The following is a 24,013-nucleotide window of genomic DNA, read 5'->3' as shown; positions in this document are numbered from 1 at the left end:
GGTCGATCGCGGCTCGGGTTCTGCGTTCTCTGCTGAGGTCGCCGAGGACTGTGTCGTCGCCGGCTCTCAGTACGGCTTCTGCGGCGAACGCTGCCCATTCGGCGTCGTCGGAGGGGCCCAGGCGTAGGGGCTCGGGGGGTTGGTTCAGGGCGATGGGGACGGGGAGGGTGGTGGTCGCGTTCTGTTCGGCGAAGGTGTCCAGCTCGCGGGTGAGGCGGCGGGTCCACTCGGGCATGCGGGCGGCGCGGTGCCTCGCGGCGGGCCAACCGGCGGCATCCCCTGCGGCGAGCCCGAGCAGCAGCCCCTCGATACGGCGGGCCTTGTGAACGGCCTCGGCTCCGCCATCGGCCTTGTTGCTCCCACCCGCACCACCCGTGCAACTCTCGTCGTCGGGTGCGGGTGGCCCCTGTGGGGGGAACTCGCCGTCGGCGGCTGCGGGTTGGAGGGGCTTGGGGTGGCGACGGGGGTTGGGATGGCGAGGAGGGCTCGGTGCGGGTGGTCCCTGTGGGGCGGAGTCGACGTCGGCGGCTGCGGGTTGGAGGGGTTCGGGGTGGCGAGGTGGGTTGGGTGCGGGTGGTCCCTGTGGGGCGGATTCGACGTCGGCGGCTGCGGGTTGGAGGGGCTTGGGGTGGCGAGGGGGGTCGGTGGCCGCTAGTGGTGCGGGTGGGGCGAACTCGCCCTTGGTGGCTGCTCGTTCGTTGTGGGTTCTCACGGCTGCACCTCGTCCTCGTCCGCCGCCAGTACGTACTCCGTCGGATCCGGCGCCGGCCACTCCTCGATCCGTACCGAGGTGGCCGTACCCCACTTCCCGCCCTCCCCCGGAACCAGCAACTCCGCGATGTCCAGCACATGGTGGCCGGCCATCGCCGGTAGGCAACTCCCCCGCGCGGGACCGATCGCCGCCGCCCAGTCGGACGGGATCGAGGACGCGCCCCGGGTCGCGCCCGCCAGGGCGCCTGCCACAGCAGCCGTCGTGTCCGCATCCCTTCCCATGTTCACCGCCGTGAGGACCGACTCCACGAAGTCGCCGTCCGCTGCCGCGTAGGCGCCGAAGGCCAACGCCACCGCCTCCGGGGCCAGGTCGGTCCAGGGGTAGCCGCCGATGACCACCGCGGAGCGGACCGCTCGTTCGCCTCGGTGGGCGACCGCCACCGCTCGGCGGAGGGAGCGGGCGGTCCAGGAGTCGTCCGGGACCACGGCCAGGGCTGATGCGACCACCGCGATCGTGGCAGCTCCCGCCATCGCCGCCGCCACTCCCGCCGCGACCGCCTGGCCGCCGTAGATGCCCTCGCCGTCGTGGCTCACCGAACCGTCGATCGCGACGAGACGGGCCGCTTCCGCCGGGCGGCCCGCCGCGAAGACGCCGAAGGGGGCCGCCCGCATGGCCAGGCCGTCGCTCCAGGCGTGGCGGTGCTGGGCGGAGATGGGGGCGGCCAGGCCTCGGCGGAGGTTCTCCAGAGTGCCGCGTTCGCTGAAGCCCGCGCCCCGGAACGGGCCCTCGTCGCGGTCCGCGATCCACTCGTGCCACGCCGCCTCCACGTGGGTCGGCGTGAGGGCCGAGCCGTGGCGGGCCAGGAGCAGGCCGGAGAAGATCGCGTACTCCGTGTCGTCCGTGCCCGCCGGGTTCTCCGCGACGTATCCCGTGATGCGGCCCCAACGGGCGCGGATCTCCGAGGGCTTCATGTTCTCCGCCGGTGCCCCGAGGGCGTCCCCCACTGCCAGACCGAGCAGCGCGCCGCGCGCCCGTTCGCGGAGTTCGGTGGCGTTCTTGGGCGCCGGGACCGGGGGAATGCAGGCGATCGATGCCATACGCGGCCTCTCCTACGGGGTTCCCTCAGGGCGCCTCAGGGCGCGGAACCCTTTGCGGATGTGTCCCACGGGAGGCCTTCGGCAGAGCCTGACGGAGTGCAGCGTCACCCGGTCGACATCTGATCATGGTCCGGCACGGATGAGCATCTCGACGTAAAACCGCAGGTTAGCCCAGCCTTTCCTTGCTGGAGGGCGGGAAATGAAAGGCGTATGTTGAGTGTTGTCAAAGAGTGGAACTTGTCTAAAGTTAGCCTCACCTTAGCTATCCGTCAGCTGCCCGTCAGCTACCTTTCAGCCTCCCTGGGGGATCACCGCATGGCCATCATCGAGACCGAAGCGACGCTGCACGAGGCGCACCGCGACAACCACACCCACCGTGATGTGAACGGCGGTTGGCTGCGGCCCGCGGTGTTCGGCGCGATGGACGGTCTCGTCTCCAACCTCGCTCTGATGACCGGTGTCGTGGGCGGCGCCGTCAGTCATCAGACCGTCGTCATCACCGGCCTGGCCGGGCTCGCCGCCGGTGCCTTCTCGATGGCGGCCGGTGAGTACACCTCCGTCGCCTCCCAGCGCGAGCTGGTCGAGGCCGAGCTGGAAGTCGAGCGGCGCGAGCTGCGCAAGCACCCGGAGGACGAGGAAGGGGAGCTCGCCTCCCTGTATGTGTCCCGCGGTGTCGAGCCGGTGCTGGCCCGTGAGGTCGCCCGGCAGCTTTCGCGCGATCCCGAGCAGGCCCTGGAGATACACGCCCGCGAGGAGCTGGGGATCGATCCCGGTGATCTGCCCTCGCCGCTCGTCGCCGCCGTGTCGTCCTTCGGGGCGTTCGCCCTGGGCGCGCTGCTTCCCGTACTGCCGTTCCTGCTCGGGGCGACCGCGCTGTGGCCGGCCTTGCTGCTCGCGTTCGTCGGGCTGTTCGGCTGCGGTGCCGTCGTGGCGCGGGTGACCGCGCGGAGCTGGTGGTTCAGCGGGCTGCGACAACTCGCGCTGGGTGGTGCGGCGGCCGGTGTGACGTACGCCCTGGGCACCCTGTTCGGAACGGTCGTAGGATAGCTCGACGCGCACTTATGCGTCTGGTCGCATAAGTAGCCGTTACTCGCTGGTTTCGAACGCTTAACCACCGGGCATGAGCCGTAAGCGCTGTGGGCAATGACGCCTGTGGCGCACCCGCGGGATGGGCGACGACGCTCCCTCTGCCCTGGACCGACGGGCATCGATCTGTCCGGTTTGGTCCCCTTAACCTTCACCGCTTGTGCGGTGCACCGCCGCGACCCCTCGGCGTCCGCATGCTGGAACGGAGTATCCGGTTCCCGAGAACCGTTCCATCATGTAACCTGCACGAAATTTTGCGCTTACCCGCAGAGGGCCAACGTCGTCCCATGCACACGCGCCCCCAGGCCTTAAGGGCCTGGGAGGTACCCCCAGCCACGACGACGACGGGAGAGCCGATGCGTACGCCGCGCCAGCCGTCCCAGCACACCGCGAATGGCCAGAACTGGTCCTTCATGGATGCTCGCCCTGCCGCGCAGGGTATGTACGACCCCCGCAACGAGCACGACGCCTGTGGCGTCGGCTTCGTGGCCACCCTCACCGGCGAGGCGAGCCACGCGCTGGTCGAGCAGGCGCTCACAGTGCTGCGCAACCTGGAGCACCGCGGTGCGACCGGTGCCGAGCCCGACTCCGGAGACGGCGCGGGCATCCTGTCCCAGGTGCCGGACGCCTTCTTCCGTGAGGTGGCCGGATTCGACCTGCCCGCCGCCGGTGGATACGCGGTCGGCATCGCCTTCCTGCCCGAGGACGTCGCGGACGCGACCGTCTCACAGGTTGAGACGATCGCCGCCGAAGAGGGCCTCACGGTTCTGGGCTGGCGCGAGGTTCCGACCGCGCCCGAACTGCTCGGTGCCACGGCCCGTTCGACCATGCCGCTGTTCCGCCAGCTCTTCGTGAGCGACGGGCAGAGCCAGGGCATCGACCTCGACCGCAAGGCCTTCGCGCTGCGCAAGCGCGCCGAGCGCGAGGCCGGCGTCTACTTCCCGTCGCTGTCCGCGCGGACGATCGTCTACAAGGGCATGCTCACCACGGGTCAGCTGGAGCCCTTCTTCCCGGACCTGTCCGACCGCCGCTTCGCCTCCGCGATCTCGCTCGTGCACTCCCGGTTCTCCACGAACACCTTCCCGTCGTGGCCGCTCGCCCACCCGTACCGCTTCGTCGCGCACAACGGCGAGATCAACACGGTCAAGGGCAACCGCAACTGGATGGCGGCCCGCGAGTCCCAGATCGCCTCCGACCTGTTCGGCGACCAGGAGAAGATCGACCGGATCTTCCCGATCTGTACGCCCGAGGCGTCCGACTCCGCGTCCTTCGACGAGGTGCTCGAACTCCTGCACCTGGGCGGCCGTTCGCTGCCGCACTCCGTGCTGATGATGATCCCGGAGGCGTGGGAGAACCACGACTCCATGGACCCGGCCCGCCGCGCCTTCTACCAGTTCCACGCCACGATGATGGAACCCTGGGACGGCCCGGCCTGCGTCACCTTCACCGACGGCACCCAGGTCGGCGCGGTCCTCGACCGCAACGGCCTGCGCCCCGGCCGCTACTGGGTCACCGACGAGGGCCTCGTCGTCCTCGGCTCCGAGGTCGGCGTCCTCGACATCGACCCCGCGAAGGTCGTCCGCAAGGGCCGCCTCCAGCCCGGCCGCATGTTCCTCGTGGACACCGCCGAGCACCGCATCATCGAGGACGACGAGATCAAGGCCGGCCTCGCCGCCGAGAAGCCGTACGGCGACTGGCTGGAAGCCGGCGAGATCGAGCTGTCCGACCTGCCCGAGCGTGAGCACATCGTGCACACCCACGCCTCGGTCACCCGCCGCCAGCAGACCTTCGGCTACACCGAGGAAGAGCTGCGCGTCATCCTCGCGCCGATGGCCAAGGCCGGTGCCGAGCCGATCGGTTCGATGGGCACCGACTCGCCGATCGCCGCGCTCTCCGCCCGCCCGCGGCTGCTCTTCGACTACTTCACGCAGCTGTTCGCGCAGGTCACCAACCCGCCGCTGGACGCGATCAGGGAAGAGCTCGTGACCTCCCTGCGTTCGTCCCTCGGCCCCGCGAGCAACCTGCTTGAGCCGACGGCCGCTTCCTGTCGTAGCGTCACCCTGCCCTTCCCGGTGATCGACAACGACGAGCTGGCCAAGCTCATCCACATCAACGCCGACGGCGACATGCCCGGCATGAAGGCTGCGACCCTGTCCGGCCTGTACCGGGTCTCCGGTGGCGGCGACACCCTCGCCGCCCGCCTCGCGGAGATCTGCACCGAGGCCGACGCGGCCATCGAGAACGGCGCCCGGCTGATCGTCCTGTCGGACCGCCACTCCGACGCCGAGCACGCGCCGATCCCCTCGCTGCTGCTCACCGCCGCCGTCCACCACCACCTCATCCGCACCAAGCAGCGCACCCAGGTGGGCCTGCTGGTCGAGGCCGGTGACGTCCGCGAGGTCCACCACGTCGCCCTGCTCATCGGGTTCGGCGCCGCGGCCGTGAACCCGTACTTGGCGATGGAGTCCGTCGAGGACCTCGTCCGCGCGGGCACGTTCCTCACCGACATCGAGGCCGAGCAGGCCATCCGCAACCTGATCTACGCGCTCGGCAAGGGCGTCCTCAAGGTCATGTCCAAGATGGGCATCTCCACCGTCGCCTCCTACCGGGGCGCCCAGGTCTTCGAAGCGGTCGGCCTCGACGAGCAGTTCGTCAACAGCTACTTCAGCGGTACGGCCACCAAGATCGGCGGCGTCGGCATCGACGTCATCGCCAAGGAGGTCGCCGCCCGGCACGCGAAGGCGTACCCCGCGAGCGGCATCGCGCCCGCGCACCGCGCCCTCGACATAGGCGGCGAGTACCAGTGGCGCCGCGAGGGCGAGCCGCACCTGTTCGACCCGGAGACGGTCTTCCGCCTCCAGCACTCGACGCGCACCAACCGCTACGACATCTTCAAGAAGTACACGGACCGCGTGAACGAGCAGTCCGAGCGCCTCATGACGCTGCGCGGGCTCTTCGGCTTCAAGTCGGACCGCCCGTCGATCTCCATCGACGAGGTCGAGCCCGTCTCCGAGATCGTCAAGCGCTTCTCCACCGGCGCCATGTCGTACGGCTCCATCTCCATGGAGGCGCACGAGACGCTCGCCATCGCCATGAACCAGCTGGGCGGCAAGTCCAACACCGGTGAGGGCGGCGAGGACGCGGACCGGCTCTACGACCCGGCCCGGCGCAGCGCCATCAAGCAGGTGGCCTCCGGCCGCTTCGGCGTCACCTCCGAGTACCTGGTCAACGCGGACGACATCCAGATCAAGATGGCCCAGGGCGCCAAGCCCGGCGAGGGCGGCCAGCTGCCCGGCCACAAGATCTACCCGTGGATCGCGAAGACGCGTCACTCGACGCCCGGCGTGGGGCTCATCTCCCCGCCGCCGCACCACGACATCTACTCCATCGAGGACCTCGCCCAACTGATCCACGACCTGAAGAACGCGAACCCGCAGGCGCGGATCCACGTGAAGCTGGTCTCCGAGGTCGGTGTCGGCACGGTCGCCGCCGGTGTGTCCAAGGCGCACGCGGACGTCGTCCTCATCTCCGGCCACGACGGCGGTACGGGCGCTTCGCCGCTCACCTCCCTCAAGCACGCCGGTGGACCTTGGGAGTTGGGCCTCGCCGAGACCCAACAGACCTTGCTGCTCAACGGACTTCGCGACCGCATCGTCGTCCAGACGGACGGCCAGCTGAAGACCGGCCGTGACGTCGTCATCGCCGCGCTCCTCGGCGCCGAGGAGTTCGGTTTCGCGACCGCGCCGCTCGTCGTCTCCGGCTGCGTCATGATGCGCGTCTGCCACCTCGACACCTGCCCGGTCGGCATCGCCACGCAGAACCCGGTGCTGCGCGACCGGTTCGCCGGCAAGGCCGAGTACATCGTGAACTTCTTCCGGTTCATCGCCGAGGAGGTCCGCGAGATCCTCGCCGAGCTGGGCTTCCGCACCATCGAGGAAGCCGTCGGCAAGGCCGGGACGCTCGACGTCGAGCGCGCCGTCGACCACTGGAAGGCGCAGGGCCTCGACCTGGCCCCCCTCTTCTACGTCCCCGAACTCCCTGAGGGCGCCGCCCTCCACCAGGTCATCCAGCAGGACCACGGTCTGCAGAAGGCGCTCGACAACGAGCTGATCAAGCTCGCCGCCGACGCGCTGGCCGCGTCCAGCGCCACCGACGCCCAGCCGGTCCGCGCCCAGGTCGCGATCCGCAACATCAACCGCACGGTCGGCACCATGCTCGGCCACGAGGTGACGAAGAAGTTCGGCGGCGCGGGCCTGCCCGACGACACGATCGACATCACCTTCACCGGTTCCGCGGGCCAGTCCTTCGGCGCCTTCCTGCCGCGCGGTGTCACGCTGCGCCTGGAGGGCGACGCCAATGACTATGTGGGCAAGGGCCTTTCGGGCGGCCGGGTGATCGTCCGTCCCGACCGGGGCGCCGACCACCTCGCCGAGTTCTCCACCATCGCGGGCAACACCATCGCCTACGGCGCGACGGGCGGCGAGCTGTTCCTGCGCGGTCGTACCGGCGAGCGGTTCTGTGTCCGCAACTCCGGTGCCACGGTGGTCTCCGAGGGTGTGGGCGACCACGGCTGCGAGTACATGACCGGCGGCCGGGCGGTCGTCCTGGGCGAGACCGGCCGCAACTTCGCGGCGGGCATGTCCGGCGGCATCGCCTACGTCATCGACCTGAACCCCGACAACGTCAACGTCGGAAACGCGGGCGCCGTCGAGGAGTTGGACGACACCGACAAGCAGTGGCTGCACGGCGTGGTGCGCCGCCACGCCGAGGAGACCGCTTCCACGGTCGCCGAGAAGCTGCTCGCCGAGTGGGCCGTGTCCGTGGACCGCTTCAGCAAGATCATCCCCAGTGCGTACAAGGCAGTGCTCGCCGCCAAGGAAGCCGCCGAGCTCGCGGGTCTCTCCGAGACCGAGATCACCGAGAAGATGATGGAGGCGGCGATCAATGGCTGACCCGAAGGGCTTTCTGAACCACGGGCGCGAGGTCGCCAAGTCCCGCCCCGTGGACGTCCGTCTGAAGGACTGGAACGAGGTCTACGTCCCCGGTTCGCTGCTGCCGATCATCGGCAAGCAGGCGGGCCGCTGCATGGACTGCGGCATCCCGTTCTGCCACAACGGCTGTCCGCTGGGGAACCTCATCCCCGAGTGGAACGACTACGCGTACCGCGAGGACTGGACGGCCGCCTCCGAGCGCCTCCACGCGACGAACAACTTCCCCGAGTTCACCGGGCGGTTGTGCCCCGCGCCGTGCGAGGCGGCCTGCGTGCTGGGCATCAACCAGCCGCCGGTCACCATCAAGAACGTCGAGGTCTCCATCATCGACAAGGCGTGGGAGACGGGCGATGTCGCCCCGCAGGCCCCCGAGCGCCTCTCCGGCAAGACCGTCGCGGTCATCGGCTCGGGCCCGGCGGGCCTCGCCGCCGCCCAGCAGCTCACCCGGGCGGGCCACACCGTCGCCGTCTACGAGCGCGCGGACCGCATCGGGGGCCTTCTCCGGTACGGCATCCCCGAGTTCAAGATGGAGAAGCGGCACATCAACCGCCGCATAGAGCAGATGCGCGCCGAGGGCACCCGCTTCCGCACCGGCATCGAGATCGGCCGCGACCTCAAGGCCACCGACCTGCGCAAGCGCTACGACGCGGTCGTCATCGCCGCCGGCTCCACCACCGCCCGTGATCTCCCCGTCCCCGGACGGGAGTTGACCGGCGTCTACCAGGCGATGGAGTACCTGCCCCTCTCGAACAAGGTCCAGGAAGGCGACTACGTCACCGCCCCGATCTCGGCCCAGGGCAAGCACGTCGTCGTCATCGGCGGCGGCGACACCGGCGCCGACTGCGTCGGTACGGCCCACCGCCAAGGCGCGGCCTCCGTCACGCAGTTGGAGATCATGCCCCGCCCGGGCGACGAGCGGAACGCGGTCGCGCAGCCCTGGCCGACCTTCCCGATGCTCTACAAGGTGACCTCCGCGCACGAGGAGGGCGGTGAGCGGGTCTACTCCGTCAACACCACCCACTTCGAGGGCGACGAGGACGGCAACGTCCAGTGGCTGCACCTCGTCGAGGTCGAGTTCGTCGCGGGCAAGCTGACCCAGAAGCCGGGCACGGAGCGCAAGATCCCCGCCCAACTGGTCACGCTGGCCATGGGGTTCACCGGCCCCGACCGTGAGAACGGTCTCGTCGACCAGTTCGCCCTGGGCCTCGACGAGCGCGGCAACATCGCCCGCGACGACGAATTCCAGACCAACGTCCCCGGCGTCTTCGTCGCCGGGGACGCGGGCCGCGGCCAGTCCCTCATCGTGTGGGCGATCGCGGAGGGCCGCTCGGCCGCCCGCGGCGTCGACCGCTTCCTGACGGGCGCCAGCGAACTGCCGGCGCCGATCCGGCCGACGGACCGTGCGTTGATGGTCTGACGGTTCGTGGTCTGACCTTCGAGGTCTGACGGTTCATCAAAAAACGTCCCGTACAAAGGCGTACGGGCGGGTCATCTGGGGGGACTCCCCCCAGACCCCCCGACGGCGCTTGCCTCGTCCCCGACCGGACATGGGCAGGCGCCGCCGCATGTCCGGGCCCAAGTCCCGCCCTTCTACGGCACCTTGTACGTCTCCCCGTACACCTTCCACACCAACGGCGTCCGCAGCTCCAGGTTCCCCTCCTCCAGGAACTTCCGCTGGGCCGTGTCGATGCGCGAGGTGTCGATGCCGGGGCGCTTGGCCCGCATGGCGGCGCGGCGCACGTCGAGGAAGGTGTTGAGGTAGGCCGTCTCGGAGCCGCCCTCCGCCGGGGTCTTGGCCAGCCGTATCGCGCGCTCACGGATGCCGTAGAAGCCGTCCGTGCCGGGGCCGTGGAAGACCATCGCGTCGTAGTAGATGAACTGGCCGAGCGGGCCCAGGCCGTCGCGCTTGGCCGTGCTGACCGAGGGGTCGAAGTAGATGCGGTCGCGCTCCGCGTCCTGCGTCGCCTGGAAGGCGGGGACCTCCGCCTCGGCCCGCCACGCGGCCTGGAAGCCGGGGTCCAGGCCCTCGTGGGAGTCCGTGCCGTCGACCTTGCGCAGCGCGGGGAGATAGCGGGCGAGGCCGTTGTCGGGGTGGGCCGCGGTGTAGTGCTCGACCAGGACGAGCAGGTCGTGGGTGCCGGTGCAGAAGCCGATGATGCCCGCGGTGTAGCCCTGTCCGTCGCCGATGTCCTGCACATAGCCGTACGCGCTGCGCCAGTTCAGCGTCGAGTTCTCGGCGCTGGCCACGAGTTCCTGTGCGAGGTTCTTCATGGCCGGCGCGGCCAGACCCTCCGGTGCTCTGCGCCGGGTCGCAGGGGAAGGGGACGCGGAAGCGGACGGGTGCGCGGGGCGCGGGTCGTCGTGGACGGTGGGCGAGAAGCCGTAGAGCGTCGCTGCGAGGACGACGGGTACGGCGGCGATCATCAGGACGCCGGCGCGGTTCATGCGGCACAGCGTAGGTCGGTGTTACGTCCCTTTTCTCGCTACTTGGGAGACCTTGACCGAGACCCTCGGTGTCCAGCTGGAGCAGAAGCCGGGCACGGGCACGCCGTGGCGTAGCCTCGATCTTCCCGTCCCGGACCCGAAGGAGCCCCTGTGGCCGCGATCTCTCTCAGCAAGGTCGAGGAGACCGCACCCGCGCTGGTCAGCCTGTACAAGAGCGCCGGGGTCTCGCTCCGCAAGCACGGCCTGGACGGGCAGCGGGCCGCTGTCTATCTCGTGGTCGACTACTCGGGCTCCATGAAGCCGTATTACAAGGACGGCAGCGTGCAGGCGCTCGCCGACCGGGTGTTGGGCCTCTCTGCGCACCTCGACGACGACGGGACCGTGCCGGTCGTCTTCTTCTCGACCGACGTCGACGCCGTCACGGACATCGCCCTCGCCGACCACGAGGGCCGGATCGAGCGGATCGTCGCCGGGCTCGGGCACATGGGCAAGACCAGCTACCACCTGGCCATGGACGCCGTCATCGACCACTATCTCGACAGCGGCGCCAAGGACCCCGCCCTCGTCGTCTTCCAGACCGACGGCGGCCCGATCAACAAGCTCGCCGCGGAACGCTACGTGTGCAAGGCGGCGAAGCTCCCGCTGTTCTGGCAGTTCATCGGGTTCGGCGACGCGAAGAGCAAGCAGTTCGAATTCCTGCACAGACTCGACGAGTTGGCGGTGCCGCAGAAGCGGGCGGTCGACAACGCGGGCTTCTTCCACGCCGGTTCGGACCCATTGAAGATGTCCGACACGGAGCTCTACGACCGGCTGGTGGGCGAATTCCCGCAGTGGCTGTCGACGGCACGGGAGCGGGGGATCGTCCAGTGATCCGCGCCCTGCCCGCCTCGACGCGAACCGCCGTGCCCTGGAAGAACGGTGGCGGTGTGACACGCGAGATCGCCGCCTGGCCCGAGGGCGCGGACATGGGCGACTTCGTGTGGCGGGTGAGCCTGGCCGAGGTCGCGGCGGACGGGCCGTTCTCGGCCTTCCCCGACGTCGACCGGACCCTGACCGTGGTCGAGGGCGCCGGCATGGACCTCACCGTGGGCGGCGAACAGTGGCTGGTCAACACCCCTTACGAACCACGGGACTTCAGAGGCGACGTACCGACCGAATGCCGACTGCTGGACGGCCCCGTCGTCAACCTCAACGTGATGTGGCGCAGGGGCGCGGTCCCTACGGCTCCTGTTCCCACGGTGGCTGTCGTCCGGGGGCGGCTGCGCCTGGGTGCGGGCACGCTGGTCGTGGCACTCGACGGGACCGCCGAGGTGGCCGGACTGACCCTCGGGCCGTACGACGCCGTGCGGTTGGGCGACGAGGCCGTTCTGCACGCCTGGGGTCGTGCCGCGGTGATCGGGCTGCCGTTGCCTGCTGTCGCACCGTTGGCTTAGCCGGGACCTCGTGACACCCTGTGGGGTGATCCGAGGGGGAGGGCGGCCAACGTATGGACGGCGCACGATCGGTGAACGGAGCAGTGGGTGCCCGGCGGCCGGGCGAGGCCGGCAAAGGGGAGAAGCTCGCCGACTGGGCGGACGGGCGGCTCGGGCTGTACGGGCTGGCCAAGGCCAACATGCGCAAGGTCTTCCCGGACCACTGGTCCTTCATGCTGGGCGAGATCTGCCTCTACAGCTTCATCATCCTGATCCTCACCGGCGTCTATCTCACCCTGTTCTTCGAGCCGAGCGGCGTCGAGGTCATCTACCACGGCTCGTACGCGCCGTTGAACGGCATCCCGATGACCCGGGCGTTCGAGTCCACGCTCGACATCAGCTTCGACGTGCGCGGCGGGCTGCTGATCCGGCAGATCCACCACTGGGCGGCCGTGGTGTTCATCGCCGGCATGCTCATCCACATGATGCGGGTGTTCTTCACCGGCGCGTTCCGCAAGCCGCGCGAGCTCAACTGGGTGTTCGGCTGGACCCTGTTGTTCCTCGGCATCATCACCGGGCTGACCGGCTACTCGCTCCCCGACGACCTGCTGTCCGGCACCGGCATCCGCTTCGCGGACGGCGCGATCCTGTCCGTGCCGATCGTCGGCACGTACATGTCGATGTTCCTGTTCGGCGGGGAGTTCCCGGGGCACGACATCATCTCGCGGCTCTTCCCGATCCATGTCCTGCTGCTGCCGGGGATCATGCTGGGCCTGGTGGTCGCGCACCTGATCCTGGTCTTCTACCACAAGCACACGCAGTACCCCGGCGCCGGACGGGACCAGAAGAGCGTGGTCGGCATGCCCTTCCTGCCCGTCTACATGGCCAAGGCGGGCGGCTTCTTCTTCCTCGTCTTCGGCGTCCTCGCGATCATGGGCGGGATCGCCAGCATCAACCCCGTGTGGGCCTTCGGGCCGTACCGGCCGGACCTGGTGACGACCGGCGCCCAGCCCGACTGGTATCTCGGCTTCTCCGAGGGACTGATCCGGGTGATGCCGGGATGGGAGCTCAACGCCTGGGGCCACACACTGGAGTTGGGCGTCTTCATCCCCTTCACGCTGTTCCCGCTGATCCTGGCCGCCATCGGCGCCTACCCGTTCATCGAGGCCTGGATCACTGGCGACAAACGCGAACACCACATCCTGGACCGGCCGCGCAACATGCCCGTGCGCACCGGGCTCGGGGTGGCCTGGCTGAGTCTGTACGCGGTGCTGCTGATCGGCGGCGGCAACGACGTCGTGGCCACACACCTGAATCTGTCGATCAACGCGATCACCTGGTTCGTACGGATCTCCTTCTTCGTCATGCCCGTCGTCGCGTTCCTGATCACCAAACGCGTCTGCCTCGGACTCCAACGCCGGGACCGGGACAAGGTGTTGCACGGCCGCGAGTCCGGCCTCATCAAGATGCTGCCGCACGGCGAGTACGTCGAGGTCCACGAACCCCTCACCCCGGACGAGCGGTTCCGGCTCACCCAGCACGAACAGGAGCCGCCGTACGCGATCGGACCCCTCGTCGACGCGAACGGCGTCGAGCGGCAGGTCAAGGGCGGGCAACGGGTACGGGCCCGGCTCGCCAAGGCGATGTTCGGATCCGAGGCACACATCCCGAAGCCGACGCCGGAGGAGTACAAGGAACTCACGAGCGGCGACCACCACCACTGACGTCACCGGGAACAGCGAGCACGGTCGCCCTGCACTCGCTCGGGCTGCCCCAAGCGGCGCGCAGGGCACGGGCCTTGGTCAGCCACAGCGACAGGTCGTACTCGGCGGTGTAGCCGATGGCACCGTGCAGTTGAAGCGCCGTACGGGCGGTCTGGTACGCCGCCTCGCACGCGGTGACCTTCGCGGCCGCCACGTCGGCAGGGTCCATGGTGAGCGCGGCGCCGAAGAGCAGCGGACGCGCGAACTCCAACGCGATCTTCGCATCGGCCAGTTGATGCTTCACCGCTTGGAACGAGCCTATGGGGACACCGAATTGGGTGCGCTGCTTGACGTAGGCGACGGTTCCGTCGAGCAGCGCGAGCCCGACACCGAGGGCTTGGGCGGCGGTTGCGAGGCGGGCCCAGGTGAGGGCGTGGGCGAGAGCGGCGGTCAGGTGCGGGCCTGCGGCGAGCAGTTCACCGCCGGTGGGGGTGGGGAAGAGGCGTCGGGCGGGGTCGAGGGACGCGTGCGGACCGGCCGTCGAGGGTGCGTGGCCGGGCGGGGGAGCGAGCCGCAACTCGGCCTCCGACATTGTCAGTTGTACGTCCGCCACGTCCGCGTCCAGCGCGTACCGCCCCGTCGTGAGCGTCGCCGTGGACTCGCCGGAGGCCAGCGGCGGCAACAGCCGTTTGGCCGGGCCCGAGTCGTCCAGCGCGGTGAGCAGGGCGGCTGTCGCCACCGTCTCCACCAGCGGCCCCGGAACCGCGTGCCGCCCCAACTCCACGAACGCCACGGCGAGTTCGACCGGCCGGAGCCCCAGCCCCTCGTACGCCTCCGGCACCGCCAGCGCGAACACCCCCGCCCCCGCGACCCGGCGCCACAACGCGCGCCCACTCGCATGCTCCCCGCGACTCCAGGACCGTACGACCGAGGGCGTGTCCGCCGCCGTCAGCATCGCGTTCAACGAGTCGGCGAACGCCCGCTGTTCGGGGTCGAGGAGGAAGCGCATCAGCGGCGTCCCTTCGGCAGGCCGAGCAGGCGCTCGGCGATGATGTCGCGCTGGATCTCGTTCGTACCGGCGTAGATGGGGCCCGCGAGGGAGAAGACATACCCCTCGGCCCAGTCGGTGTCCGCCAACTCGCCCTCCTCGCCCAGCAGGTCCAGGGCCGTCTCGTGCAGGGCGATGTCGTACTCGGACCAGAAGACCTTGTTCAGGCTGGACTCCGGGCCGATGGACTCGCCGTCGAGGAAACGGGAGGCGTTGGCGTAGGTGAAGAGCTGGTAGGCGCGGGCGCCGATCACGGCGTCGGCCACCTGGTCCCGTACCGTCTGCGAACTGCCCTGCTCCCGCCAGAGGTTGAGGAGGCGGTCGGCGGACGCGAGGAAGCGGCCGGGGGAGCGGAGGGTGAGGCCGCGTTCGTTGCCCGCGGTCGACATGGCGACCCGCCAGCCCTGGCCCGGCTCGCCGATCACGTCCTCGTCGGGGACGAACACCTCGTCCAGGAACAGCTCCGCGAAGGCCGGTCTGCCGTCGAGGCGGCCGATCGGGCGGACCGTGACGCCGGGCGCGCGCAGGTCGAACATCAGGTAGGTCAGGCCCTGGTGGGGTTTCGGGGTGTCCGGCTCGCTGCGGAACAGGCCGAACGCGCGGTCCGCGAAGGCCGCGCGCGACGACCACGTCTTCTGCCCGCTCAACAGCCAGCCCCCGCCTGTGCGCACCGCCCGTGAGGTGAGGGACGCCAGGTCGGAACCCGCCTCCGGCTCCGACCACGCCTGCGCCCACACCACCTCACCGGTCGCCATCGACGGCAGCACACGCGCCCGTTGCTCCCGAGTGCCGTGGTCGAAGAGCGTCGGGGCGAGCAGGTTGATGCCGTTCTGGCCGACCCGGCCCGGCGCGCCCGCCGCGTAGTACTCCTCCTCGAAGACCAGCCACCGCACGATGTCCACGCCCCGGCCGCCGTACTCCTCCGGCCAGGACACCACCGACCAACGGTCCGCGGCGAGTTGGGCCTCCCAGCCGCGATGCGCGGCGAAGCCCTCCTCGGTTTCGAGGGAGGGGAGGGGCACGGCCGGCACGTGCGCGCGCAGCCAGGCGCGGGCCTCGACGCGGAACGCCTCCTGGTCGGGCGTGAAGTCGAGGTCCATCGGCGGCAGTCCTTCCCCAAGAGTCTTTGGCGGTTCTTCCCTAACAAGTGTTTGGTAGGTTAGCGTGGGCCCATGACAGGCGTCGAGAGTCCGGCATACGTCCCCGGGCACGGGCTGCTGAAGGGGCGCACCGCCGTCGTCACCGCCGCCGCCGGCGCGGGCATCGGCGGAGCCACCGCGCGCCGCTTCCTCCAGGAGGGCGCTCGCGTGCTGATCAGCGACGCGCACGCGCGGCGACTCAAGGAGTACGAGGCCGAGTTGGCCGGGGAGTTCGGCGCGGAGTCGGTGGCCGCGCTGCCGTGCGATGTCACCGACGAGGGGCAAGTGCGGGCGTTGTTCGACGCGGCCGTCTCGGCGCACGGACGGCTGGACATCGTCGTCAACAACGCTGGTCTGGGCGGGACTTCGGACCTCGTCGACATGACCGACGAGCACTGGTCGAAGGTGCTGGACGTGACCTTGAACGGCACCTTCCGCTGCACCCGGGCGGCCCTGCGCGCGATGCGCGAGAGCGGCGGCGGGGTGATCGTCAACAACGCCTCCGTCGTCGGCTGGCGCGCCCAGGCCGGGCAGGCGCACTACGCGGCGGCCAAGGCCGGCGTGATGGCGCTGACCCGGTGCGCGGCGATCGAGGCCGCCGAGTACGGGGTGCGGGTCAACGCGGTCTCGCCGAGCCTCGCCATGCACCCGCACCTGGTGAAGGTGACGACACCGGAGTTGCTGGCCGAACTCACCGCGCGCGAGGCCTTCGGGCGGTACGCGGAGCCCTGGGAGGTGGCCAACGTGATCGTGTTCCTGGCCTCGGACTACTCCTCGTACATGACCGGCGAGGTCGTCGCTGTGAGCAGCCAGCATGCGTAGCGGCGCGAGGGGTCGTACGGAGGGACGCGCGAGGGGCCGCACGGCGGGATGCGCGAGGGGCCGCACGAGAGGTTCGGGCCGGGGCACGACAATGGTCCTGTGCCGACCAAGAAGAAGCCCCCGGTGACCGCCGCTCCGGCCCGCCGTCGTGAACTCCTCGACACGGCGGCCGAGGTCTTCGCCGAGCAGGGGTACAACGCCACCACCGTGCGGAAGATCGCCGACCACGCGGGCATGCTCGCGGGCAGCCTCTACTACCACTTCGACTCCAAGGAATCGATGCTGGAGGAGATCCTGCGGACCTTCCTCGACGAGCTGTGGGGCGGCTACGACACCGTCCTGGACGCCGAGTTGGGACCGCGCGAGACGCTGCGGGCCCTGGTCACCGAGTCGTTCCGGGAGATCGACCGGCACCGTGCCGCCGTCGCGATCTACCAGAAGGAGAGCAAGCAACTGGTCGCGCAGGAGCGGTTCGCGTTCCTCGCCGAGTCGCAGCGCAAGTTCGAGAAGGCGTGGCTGTCCACGCTGGAGCGCGGGGTCGCCGCCCAGGTCTTCCGGGCCGACCTCGACGTCCGGCTCACCTACCGGTTCGTCCGGGACACGGTGTGGGTCGCCGCGTCCTGGTACCGGCCGGGCGGACAGCACAGCGCCGAGGAGATCGCCCGGCAGTACCTGTCGATGGTCCTCGACGGGATCGCCGTACGCGAATAGTTCCTCAAGTGCCCCTTTCCGTTAAGTGCCCCTTTCTGTAAGGGAGTTGACATGGCCGAGGCCTACATCGTCGAAGCGGTCCGTACACCCGTCGGGCGGCGCGGGGGAGGGCTGAGCGGGGTGCATCCGGCCGACCTCGGGGCGCATGTGCTCAAGGAACTGGTCGCGCGCTCGGGGATCGATCCCGCCGCCGTCGAGGACGTCGTCTTCGGGTGCCTGGACGCGGTCGGGCCGCAGGCCGGGGACATCGCGCGGACCGCCTGGCTGGCGGCCGGGCTGCCCGAGGAGGTACCGGGCGTGACCGTGGACCGGCAGTGCGGGTCCTCGCAGCAGGCCGTGCACTTCGCGGCGCAGGGCGTACTGTCCGGCACCCAGGACCTGGTCGTCGCCGGTGGCGTCCAGAACATGTCGCTGATCCCCATCGCCTTCGCGTCCCGCCAGGCCGCCGAACCGCTCGGCCTCACGGACGGCCCCTTCGCGGGCAGCGAGGGCTGGCGCGCGCGGTACGGGACGCGGCCGGTGAACCAGTTCGCCGGGGCCGAGATGATCGCCGCGAAGTGGGGGATCAGCAGGCAGGACCAGGAGGAGTTCGCGCTCCGCTCGCACCGGCGGGCCCTGCGCGCCATCGACGAGGGCCGCTTCGAACGGGAGACGGTGGCGTACGGCGCGGTCACGGTCGACGAGGGGCCGCGACGGGACACCTCGCTGGAGAAGATGGCCGGCCTGAAGCCCGTCGTCGACGGCGGCACCATCACCGCCGCCTGCTCCTCCCAGGTCTCCGACGGCGCGGCGGCGATGCTGCTCGCCTCGGAACGGGCGGTACGCGAACACGGCCTGCGCCCACGCGCCCGCGTCCACCACCTCTCGGTCCGGGGCGAGGACCCGATCCGCATGCTCTCGGCCCCCATCCCGGCCACCGCCCACGCCCTGAAGAAGACCGGCCTCTCCATCGACGCGATCGACCTCGTCGAGATCAACGAGGCCTTCGCGCCCGTCGTCCTGGCCTGGCTGAAGGAGACGGGCGCCGACCCGGAGAAGGTGAACGTCAACGGCGGCGCGATCGCCCTCGGCCATCCCCTCGGCGCGACCGGCGTCAAACTCATGACCACCCTCCTGCACGAACTGGAGCGCACCGGCGGCCGGTTCGGCCTCCAGACCATGTGCGAGGGCGGCGGCCAGGCCAACGTGACGATCATCGAACGGCTCTGATGGCAGGGGCAGGGGCAGGGGCAGGGGCAGGGGCAGAGGCAGGAGCGGGGCGATTCGAGGTTCGTTGAACGGCTCTGATCGGGCCGGGCCGCGTCCTACCTGGCTGACCGCTGACCGCTGACCGCTGACCGCTGACCGCTGACCGCTGACCCCTGACCCCTGACCTCGGAGTTCAGGCGTCGGCCCGGACCAGCGTCCACAACACCTCGTCGGCCTCCTTCATCACCCGCCGTACCAGCTCCGCACACGACGGCAGATCCTCGATCACCCCGGCGACCTGCCCGGAGGCCATCACCCCGAGGTCCGTCCGCCCGTCCACCATCGACGCCTTGAGCAGCATCGGCGTGTTCGCGGCGAGGAGGACCTGGCTCCAGGTCAGCTCCTTGCCGTGCTTCATGGCGAGGCCGTCGCGGATCATCCGCCGCCAGGTCAGGCCGGACAGTCGGCGGAAGCCCGCCGCCCGGCGTACCGCCTGGAACAGGGTTCTCGCACGGCCGGAGTTCTCCAAGGTGTCGACCAGTTCCGTACGGAGCATGCGGTGCGGGAGGCCGTCGACCGCCCTTGTGACCGTGACGTCCTTGACCGTCGCCGCCAGATAGGCCGCCTTCACCGCGTCCGGGACCGTCGAGTCCGAGGTGAGGAGGAAACGGGTGCCCATGGCGACACCCGCCGCCCCGTAGGCCAGCGCGGCGACCAGTCCCCGCCCGTCGAAGAAGCCGCCGGCCGCCACGACCGGTATGTCCACCGCGTCCACGACCTGGGGCAACAACACCGTCGTCGCCACCTCCCCGGTGTGCCCGCCGCCCTCCCCGCCCTGCACGATCACCGCGTCCGCGCCCCACGCCGCGACCTTCTCCGCGTGCCGCCGCGCCCCGATCGACGGGATCACGACGACGCCCGCCTCCTTCAGCTCGGCGATCAACTCGGCGGACGGTGCGAGCGCGAAGGACGCGACCCGCACGCCCTCCTCGATCATGATCCGCACCCGGTCGCCGGCGTCGGCCGCGTCGGCGCGCAGATTCACCCCGAACGGCTCCCGCGTACGGGACTTGACCTCGCGGATCGCGTCCCGGAGCCGGTCGGTGGTCATGGTCGCGGAGGCCAGGATGCCCAGCGCGCCCGCGTTCGCCGTGGCCGACACCAGGCGGGGTCCCGCCACCCACCCCATGCCCGTCTGCACGATCGGATGCCGGACCCCGACCAGCCGGGTCAGCGCGGTCTCCATCACGAACTCACCTCCCTGAGACGGGCGTCGGCCGGGTCGATCACCTCACGGATCAGCCGCAGCTCCTCCTCGGTCGGCTCGCGCGTGTACGGCACCTCGTCCGGGACCGCCAGCGCGAACCCCGTCGCCTCCCGCACCCGCTCCGCACTCACTCCCGGATGCAGCGAGGCCAGCCTCATCGAGTGGTCGGGGGTCGCGAAGTCGAAGACACCGAGGTCGGAGACGACCCGGGGGATACGGTGGAAGCGGGCCGTCCCCGGATGCTCGGCGACCCGGTCGTACCCCACCCCGCACACCATGTCGACCTTCTCCACGAACACCCGCGGGGAGTGTCGAGGTATCCAGTAACTCGTGGGATTGTTCAGCGTGTTGATCGGCGCCCCGCGCACCCCGAGCAACTGCCGCTTCGGCCGCGCCCAGTCGCCGATGCACGAGATGTTCTGGTTGCCGTACCGGTCGATCTGGCTCGCGCCCATCATCACGTGCCGCCGCCCGCTCGACACCAGTGCCAGATGCTGCCGGTACGGCAACCAGCCCTCCGGCGTCCCGTCCGGACGGACGATCATCGCCTCGCCGTCGGTCAGCAACAGGTCCGGCGCGAAGGTGAGCCGGGCCAGCCGAGCGCCCACGGACGGGATCAGGCCCATCGGGCTGGCCAGGATCTCCCCGGCGTCACGCCAGGCCTCCGCGCAGGCGATCACGCAGTACTCGGAACGCAGTACGTCCATCACCCCTGCTCCTCCTGCCAGTTCCGCACCACGGACCCGTAGGCCTGTTCGTCACCGGCCAGGAACCGCTCGGAGAACTCCGCCCAGGGGGTGCTCGCGTACAGCCGCTGGAAGTCCTCGTCCCTGCCGTAGTCGGGAGCGCACGACGTGAAGTGGGCGCCGCCGGGGGCCTCGACGACTCCGGTCACGCTCAGCCGCTTGACGAGCAGGGACTGCGGCGGTGCCTCCTTCGTCAACTCGGCCGTGTCCACGATCCGTTCGCAGGAGACATAGGCGGCGTCCGCCGCCTCGCAGAACAGGTCGTCGAAGTACGGGTCCGGGCCCAGGTACTGCCCGTTGCCCAACCGGTCGGCGCGGTTGACGTGCACCAGGGCCGCGTCCAGCCGCAGCGCGGGCATCGCGACGAACGTCTCCCCGTCCTCGTACGGTGAAGTGACCGTCCGCAACCCGGGGTTGACCCGCATCACGTCCGAGCCGATCCCCGCACGCACCGGCAGGAACGGCAGCCGGTTCGCGGCGCCACGCAGGCCCCACATGAACATCGCCTCGTCGATCTCCATCAGCTCGAACGCCCCGCTCTCGCGTGCCGCGCGGTAGTGCGGTTCGAGGGGGACCGAGTCGAGCGTGACGAACGCGGCCACCAGCTTGCGGATGCGGCCGGCCGCCGCGAGCATGCCGACGTCCGGGCCGCCGTAGGAGACGACGGTGAGGTCGGTGATGTCCGAGCGGAGCAGGGCCCGCACCAGGGCCATGGGTTTGCGGCGCGAGCCCCAGCCGCCGATGCCGAGGGTCATGCCGCTGTGCAGCCGGGAGACGACCTCGTCGGCCGTCATCGTCTTGTCGCTCACCTACGCCCCCTCTCTTGCGGACCGTTCGGTCTCTCTGGTCTCTTCGGGTTTTCCGAAGGTGTCGCGGACCCGGTCGGCCACCCCGCTGACGTTGGCCTCGAAGGTGAAGCCCTGCTCGAAGCGGTAGCTGCGGCGGACGTCGACGGGGTCGATGCCGTTGATCGCGGACTTGGCGAGGCGGATCAGCTCGCCGTCCTTGGCGGCTATCTCGGCCGCCAACTCCAGGGCGGCGGGCAGGAGTTCGGCGCGTGGTACGACGCGCCACACCGAGCCGTGCGCGTGCAGCTCGGCCGCCGTCGCCGTGCGCGAGGTGTAGTACAGGGCGCGCATCAGATGCTGGGGGACCAGCCGGGCCAGATGCGTGGCGGCGCCCAGCGCGCCCCGGTCCAGCTCGGGCAGGCCGAAGGTGGCGTCCTCGCTCGCCACGATCACGTCCGCGTTGCCGACCAGACCGATGCCCCCGCCCAGACAGAAGCCCTGCACGGCCGCCACGACGGGCACCTCGCACTCGTACACCGCCGCGAACGCCTCGAAACAGCCCCGGTTCACCCCGACCAGGGCCGACTGCCCCCGCGCCTGTATCTCCTTGATGTCCACGCCCGCGTTGAAACCCCGCCCCTCGGCCGCCAGCACGACGCAGCGCACGGCGGGGTCACGCCCGGCCGCGCGCACGGCGTCGGCCAGGGCGAACCAGCCGTCCACCGGCAGCGCGTTCACCGGCGGATAGTCGACCGTGATGACGGCAACTCCCTTGCCCGCAGCGGAATTCCCCGAGCTTCCCGAGCTTCCCGAACTTCCCGAACTTGCCGAGCTTTCCGAGGTTTCCGGGGAGGAGGTGGAGACACCCATGGACGCATCAGCTACCTTTCCACCAAACATTTGTTAGGTGTGAGGCTTCGAAGCTAGCAGCCGGAGAATCCGAGCGGGAGGCCCTGTGGACAACCCCCCTGTGGACAACTCGCCCGACCGCCCATTGCGCGGCCGCACCGTCCTCGTCACCGGCGGCACCCGAGGCGTCGGCGCCGGTATCGCGCGGGCCTTCGCCGAGGCCGGTGCCGAGGTGCTGACCTGCGCGCGCAGGCCGCCCGAAGACCCGGTCAACGGAACCGAGTTCAGGCCCCTCGATCTGCGCGACCCGGACGCCGTACGGGAGTTCTTCGACGCGCTGCCCCGGCTCGACGTGCTCGTCAACAACGCGGGCGGCGCGCCGTACCGCCCGCTGATCGACGCGGAGGCCGAACGCCACGCGCGGATCATCGAGTTGAACCTCCTCGCACCGCTCACCGCGTCCCTCGCCGCGTACGAGCACCTCAAGCGGGCCAAGGGCTCGGTCGTGATGATCGGCAGCGTCAGCGGCAGCCGCCCCTCGCCCGGTTCGGCGGCGTACGGGGCGGCCAAGGCCGGCCTGGAGAACCTGGCACGTTCGATGGCGGTGGAGTGGGCGCCGGACATCCGCGTCAACACACTCGTCGTCGGCATGGTCCGCACGGAGCTGTCCCACCTCCACTACGGCGGCGAGGACGCCATCGACGCCGTCTCCCGGACCGTCCCGCTCGGCCGCCTCGCCGACCCCTCCGACATCGGCGCGGCGGCGGTCTTCCTCGCCTCCGACGCCGCCGCCTACATCAGCGGCGCGAGCCTCCTCGTCCACGGGGGCGGGGAGCGGCCGGCCTTCCTGGACGCGGCAACTGCCAACAAAGAGACCTGAGATGAGACCTCAGATGAGGCATGTGATGACACAGGGGATGACCGGAGAGGTGAGTTGAGAGAGATGAGCGGAATCTGCGACGGGCGGGTCGTCGTCGTCACCGGCGCGGGTCGCGGGCTCGGCCGCGCCCACGCCCTCGCCTTCGCCGCCGAGGGCGCCCGGGTCGTCGTCAACGACCTCGGCGTCGGCCTCGACGGCACCCCGGACCCCGACAGCCCGGCCGCGCAGGTCGTCGCCGAGATCCGCGCGGCGGGCGGCGAGGCGGTGACCCACGGCGGCGACATCGCCACGGCCGCCGGTGCCGCGTCCCTGGTCGCGACCGCGCTGGAGACCTACGACCGGCTCGACACCCTTGTCAACAACGCGGGTTACCTGCGCGACCGGATGCTCGTCAACCTTGACGAGGACGACTGGGACGCGGTGATGCGCGTCCACCTGAAGGGCCACTTCCTGCCCCTGAAACACGCCGCAGCGCACTGGCGGGCGGAGACCAAGGCAGGCCGCACGCCGGTCGCCCGGATCATCAACACCAGCAGCGGAGCAGGGTTGTTGGGCTCGCTCGGGCAGGGCAACTACAGCGCCGCCAAAGCCGGCATCGTCGGCCTCACCCTCGTCGCGGCGGCCGAACTGGCCCGCTACGGCGTCCAGGTCAACGCGATCGCCCCCGCGGCGCGGACCCGTATGACGGAACACACCTTCGCGGAGACGATGGCCGCGCCCGACTCCGGGTTCGACGTGATGGCGCCGGAGAATGTGTCGCCGCTGGTGGTGTGGTTGGGGTCCGGCGCGAGTGCGGGGGTTACCGGGCGGGTGTTCGAGGCCGAGGGCGGGCGGATCACCGTGATGGAGGGGTGGAGGGCGGGGCCCAGTGTGGACAAGGGGGCGCGGTGGGGTGTTGGGGAGGCGGGGGAGACGGTGCTGAAGTTGTTGGCGGAGGCGGGGATTCCGGGGGTGGTGTACGGGGCGTAGGCGGAGGGTGGTGTGCGTCGACTTCTCGGCGCACCGAGTCTGCTTGGACTGGCCTACTTCTCGGCCACCGAGTCTGCCTTTGTGGGTCCACTTTCTCGGCCGACCGAGTCGGGTGGTGGGTGGGCATAGGTCGGGGGTCTGGGGGCGGAGTCCCCAGGGG

The 24,013-nt window shown here is 70.3% G+C and carries 19 protein-coding genes and 1 pseudogene; 11 read left to right on the top strand and 9 right to left on the bottom strand.

Features of this window, described 5'->3' with window-relative positions:
- Both ACFWP5_RS43395 and ACFWP5_RS43390 read right to left on the bottom strand, forming a co-directional pair.
- Positions 1–712, bottom strand: a pseudogene (locus tag ACFWP5_RS43395) (ADP-ribosylglycohydrolase family protein); the annotation flags it as partial.
- Positions 709–1,809 (bottom strand): ADP-ribosylglycohydrolase family protein, encoded by a 1,101-nt coding sequence (locus tag ACFWP5_RS43390; protein ID WP_384170176.1) that lies wholly within the window; start codon positions 1,807–1,809, stop codon positions 709–711. The pseudogene ACFWP5_RS43395 and the gene ACFWP5_RS43390, both read right to left, overlap by 4 nt.
- 315 nt (positions 1,810–2,124) lie before the next feature.
- On the opposite strand from ACFWP5_RS43390, the gene ACFWP5_RS43385 reads away from it, so the two are divergent.
- From ACFWP5_RS43385 to ACFWP5_RS43375, 3 genes are all read left to right on the top strand, one after another.
- Positions 2,125–2,856, top strand: a complete 732-nt coding sequence (locus ACFWP5_RS43385) for a VIT1/CCC1 transporter family protein (protein WP_384170174.1) — start codon at positions 2,125–2,127, stop codon at positions 2,854–2,856.
- Between the two features lie 395 nt (positions 2,857–3,251).
- Positions 3,252–7,847, top strand: coding sequence for a glutamate synthase large subunit (gene gltB, locus ACFWP5_RS43380; RefSeq protein ID WP_384170172.1), 4,596 nt, complete (start codon positions 3,252–3,254; stop codon positions 7,845–7,847).
- Entirely contained in the window at positions 7,840–9,303 is a 1,464-nt protein-coding gene (locus ACFWP5_RS43375; RefSeq protein WP_384170170.1) for a glutamate synthase subunit beta, read from the top strand. Before gltB ends, ACFWP5_RS43375 begins: the two co-directional genes overlap by 8 nt.
- A gap of 173 nt (positions 9,304–9,476) precedes the next feature.
- Here ACFWP5_RS43375 and ACFWP5_RS43370 read toward each other — a convergent pair whose 3' ends face one another.
- Positions 9,477–10,331, bottom strand: a complete 855-nt coding sequence (locus ACFWP5_RS43370) for a chitosanase (protein WP_384170168.1) — start codon at positions 10,329–10,331, stop codon at positions 9,477–9,479.
- Positions 10,332–10,481: 150 nt separating this feature from the next.
- Between ACFWP5_RS43370 and ACFWP5_RS43365 the strand changes: the two genes are divergently transcribed.
- The 3 genes from ACFWP5_RS43365 to ACFWP5_RS43355 are packed head-to-tail and all read left to right on the top strand — an operon-like array spanning position 10,482 to position 13,467.
- Entirely contained in the window at positions 10,482–11,201 is a 720-nt protein-coding gene (locus ACFWP5_RS43365) for a vWA domain-containing protein (protein WP_384170165.1), read from the top strand.
- Positions 11,198–11,764 carry a HutD family protein gene (locus ACFWP5_RS43360; RefSeq protein WP_384170163.1) on the top strand — a complete coding sequence of 189 codons (567 nt, stop codon included), beginning with the start codon at positions 11,198–11,200 and terminating at the stop codon, positions 11,762–11,764. The genes ACFWP5_RS43365 and ACFWP5_RS43360 overlap by 4 nt, the downstream gene beginning before the upstream one ends.
- 53 nt (positions 11,765–11,817) lie before the next feature.
- Entirely contained in the window at positions 11,818–13,467 is a 1,650-nt protein-coding gene (locus ACFWP5_RS43355) for a cytochrome bc complex cytochrome b subunit (protein ID WP_384170161.1), read from the top strand.
- Here ACFWP5_RS43355 and ACFWP5_RS43350 read toward each other — a convergent pair.
- Both ACFWP5_RS43350 and ACFWP5_RS43345 read right to left on the bottom strand, forming a co-directional pair.
- Positions 13,442–14,455: an acyl-CoA dehydrogenase family protein gene (locus ACFWP5_RS43350; protein ID WP_384170159.1), complete on the bottom strand. Its 1,014-nt coding sequence runs from the start codon at positions 14,453–14,455 to the stop codon at positions 13,442–13,444. The two genes, ACFWP5_RS43355 and ACFWP5_RS43350, sit on opposite strands and share 26 nt — an antisense overlap.
- The gene (locus ACFWP5_RS43345) at positions 14,455–15,594 is read right to left on the bottom strand and encodes an acyl-CoA dehydrogenase family protein (RefSeq protein ID WP_384170156.1); all 1,140 of its coding nucleotides are present in this window, start codon (positions 15,592–15,594) and stop codon (positions 14,455–14,457) included. Before ACFWP5_RS43345 ends, ACFWP5_RS43350 begins: the two co-directional genes overlap by 1 nt.
- Positions 15,595–15,666: 72 nt before the next feature.
- Here ACFWP5_RS43345 and ACFWP5_RS43340 point away from each other — a divergent pair, with 72 nt between their 5' ends.
- From ACFWP5_RS43340 to ACFWP5_RS43330, 3 genes are all read left to right on the top strand, one after another.
- Positions 15,667–16,455 carry an SDR family oxidoreductase gene (locus tag ACFWP5_RS43340; protein WP_384170154.1) on the top strand — a complete coding sequence of 263 codons (789 nt, stop codon included), beginning with the start codon at positions 15,667–15,669 and terminating at the stop codon, positions 16,453–16,455.
- Positions 16,456–16,554: 99 nt separating this feature from the next.
- Entirely contained in the window at positions 16,555–17,166 is a 612-nt protein-coding gene (locus ACFWP5_RS43335; protein ID WP_384170152.1) for a TetR/AcrR family transcriptional regulator, read from the top strand.
- A gap of 51 nt (positions 17,167–17,217) precedes the next feature.
- Positions 17,218–18,375 (top strand): acetyl-CoA C-acetyltransferase, encoded by a 1,158-nt coding sequence (locus ACFWP5_RS43330; protein WP_384170150.1) that lies wholly within the window; start codon positions 17,218–17,220, stop codon positions 18,373–18,375.
- A gap of 172 nt (positions 18,376–18,547) precedes the next feature.
- On the opposite strand, the gene ACFWP5_RS43325 is transcribed toward ACFWP5_RS43330, so the two are convergent.
- The 4 genes from ACFWP5_RS43325 to ACFWP5_RS43310 are packed head-to-tail and all read right to left on the bottom strand — an operon-like array spanning position 18,548 to position 22,025.
- The gene (locus ACFWP5_RS43325) at positions 18,548–19,600 is read right to left on the bottom strand and encodes an NAD(P)H-dependent flavin oxidoreductase (RefSeq protein ID WP_384170148.1); all 1,053 of its coding nucleotides are present in this window, start codon (positions 19,598–19,600) and stop codon (positions 18,548–18,550) included.
- A complete protein-coding gene (locus ACFWP5_RS43320; protein WP_384170146.1) occupies positions 19,600–20,328 on the bottom strand; it encodes a CoA-transferase subunit beta in 729 nt (242 codons plus the stop codon). The genes ACFWP5_RS43325 and ACFWP5_RS43320 overlap by 1 nt, the downstream gene beginning before the upstream one ends.
- A complete protein-coding gene (locus ACFWP5_RS43315; protein WP_384170143.1) occupies positions 20,328–21,176 on the bottom strand; it encodes a CoA transferase subunit A in 849 nt (282 codons plus the stop codon). Before ACFWP5_RS43315 ends, ACFWP5_RS43320 begins: the two co-directional genes overlap by 1 nt.
- Positions 21,177–22,025, bottom strand: coding sequence for an enoyl-CoA hydratase family protein (locus tag ACFWP5_RS43310; protein ID WP_384170141.1), 849 nt, complete (start codon positions 22,023–22,025; stop codon positions 21,177–21,179).
- Between the two features lie 85 nt (positions 22,026–22,110).
- Here ACFWP5_RS43310 and ACFWP5_RS43305 point away from each other — a divergent pair, with 85 nt between their 5' ends.
- Together ACFWP5_RS43305 and ACFWP5_RS43300 are read left to right on the top strand one after the other, a co-directional pair.
- Positions 22,111–22,884 carry an SDR family oxidoreductase gene (locus tag ACFWP5_RS43305; protein ID WP_384170139.1) on the top strand — a complete coding sequence of 258 codons (774 nt, stop codon included), beginning with the start codon at positions 22,111–22,113 and terminating at the stop codon, positions 22,882–22,884.
- Positions 22,885–22,947: 63 nt separating this feature from the next.
- On the top strand, positions 22,948–23,853 hold the full coding sequence (locus ACFWP5_RS43300; RefSeq protein ID WP_384170137.1) for an SDR family oxidoreductase: 906 nt from the start codon (positions 22,948–22,950) through the stop codon (positions 23,851–23,853).
- Positions 23,854–24,013 lie beyond the last annotated feature (160 nt).

The organism is Streptomyces sp. NPDC058469, assembly GCF_042721125.1.
Lineage (GTDB): Bacteria > Actinomycetota > Actinomycetes > Streptomycetales > Streptomycetaceae > Streptomyces.
Note: the sequence above shows the minus strand (reverse complement) of the source record. Positions and strands in the feature narration are given on the sequence as shown.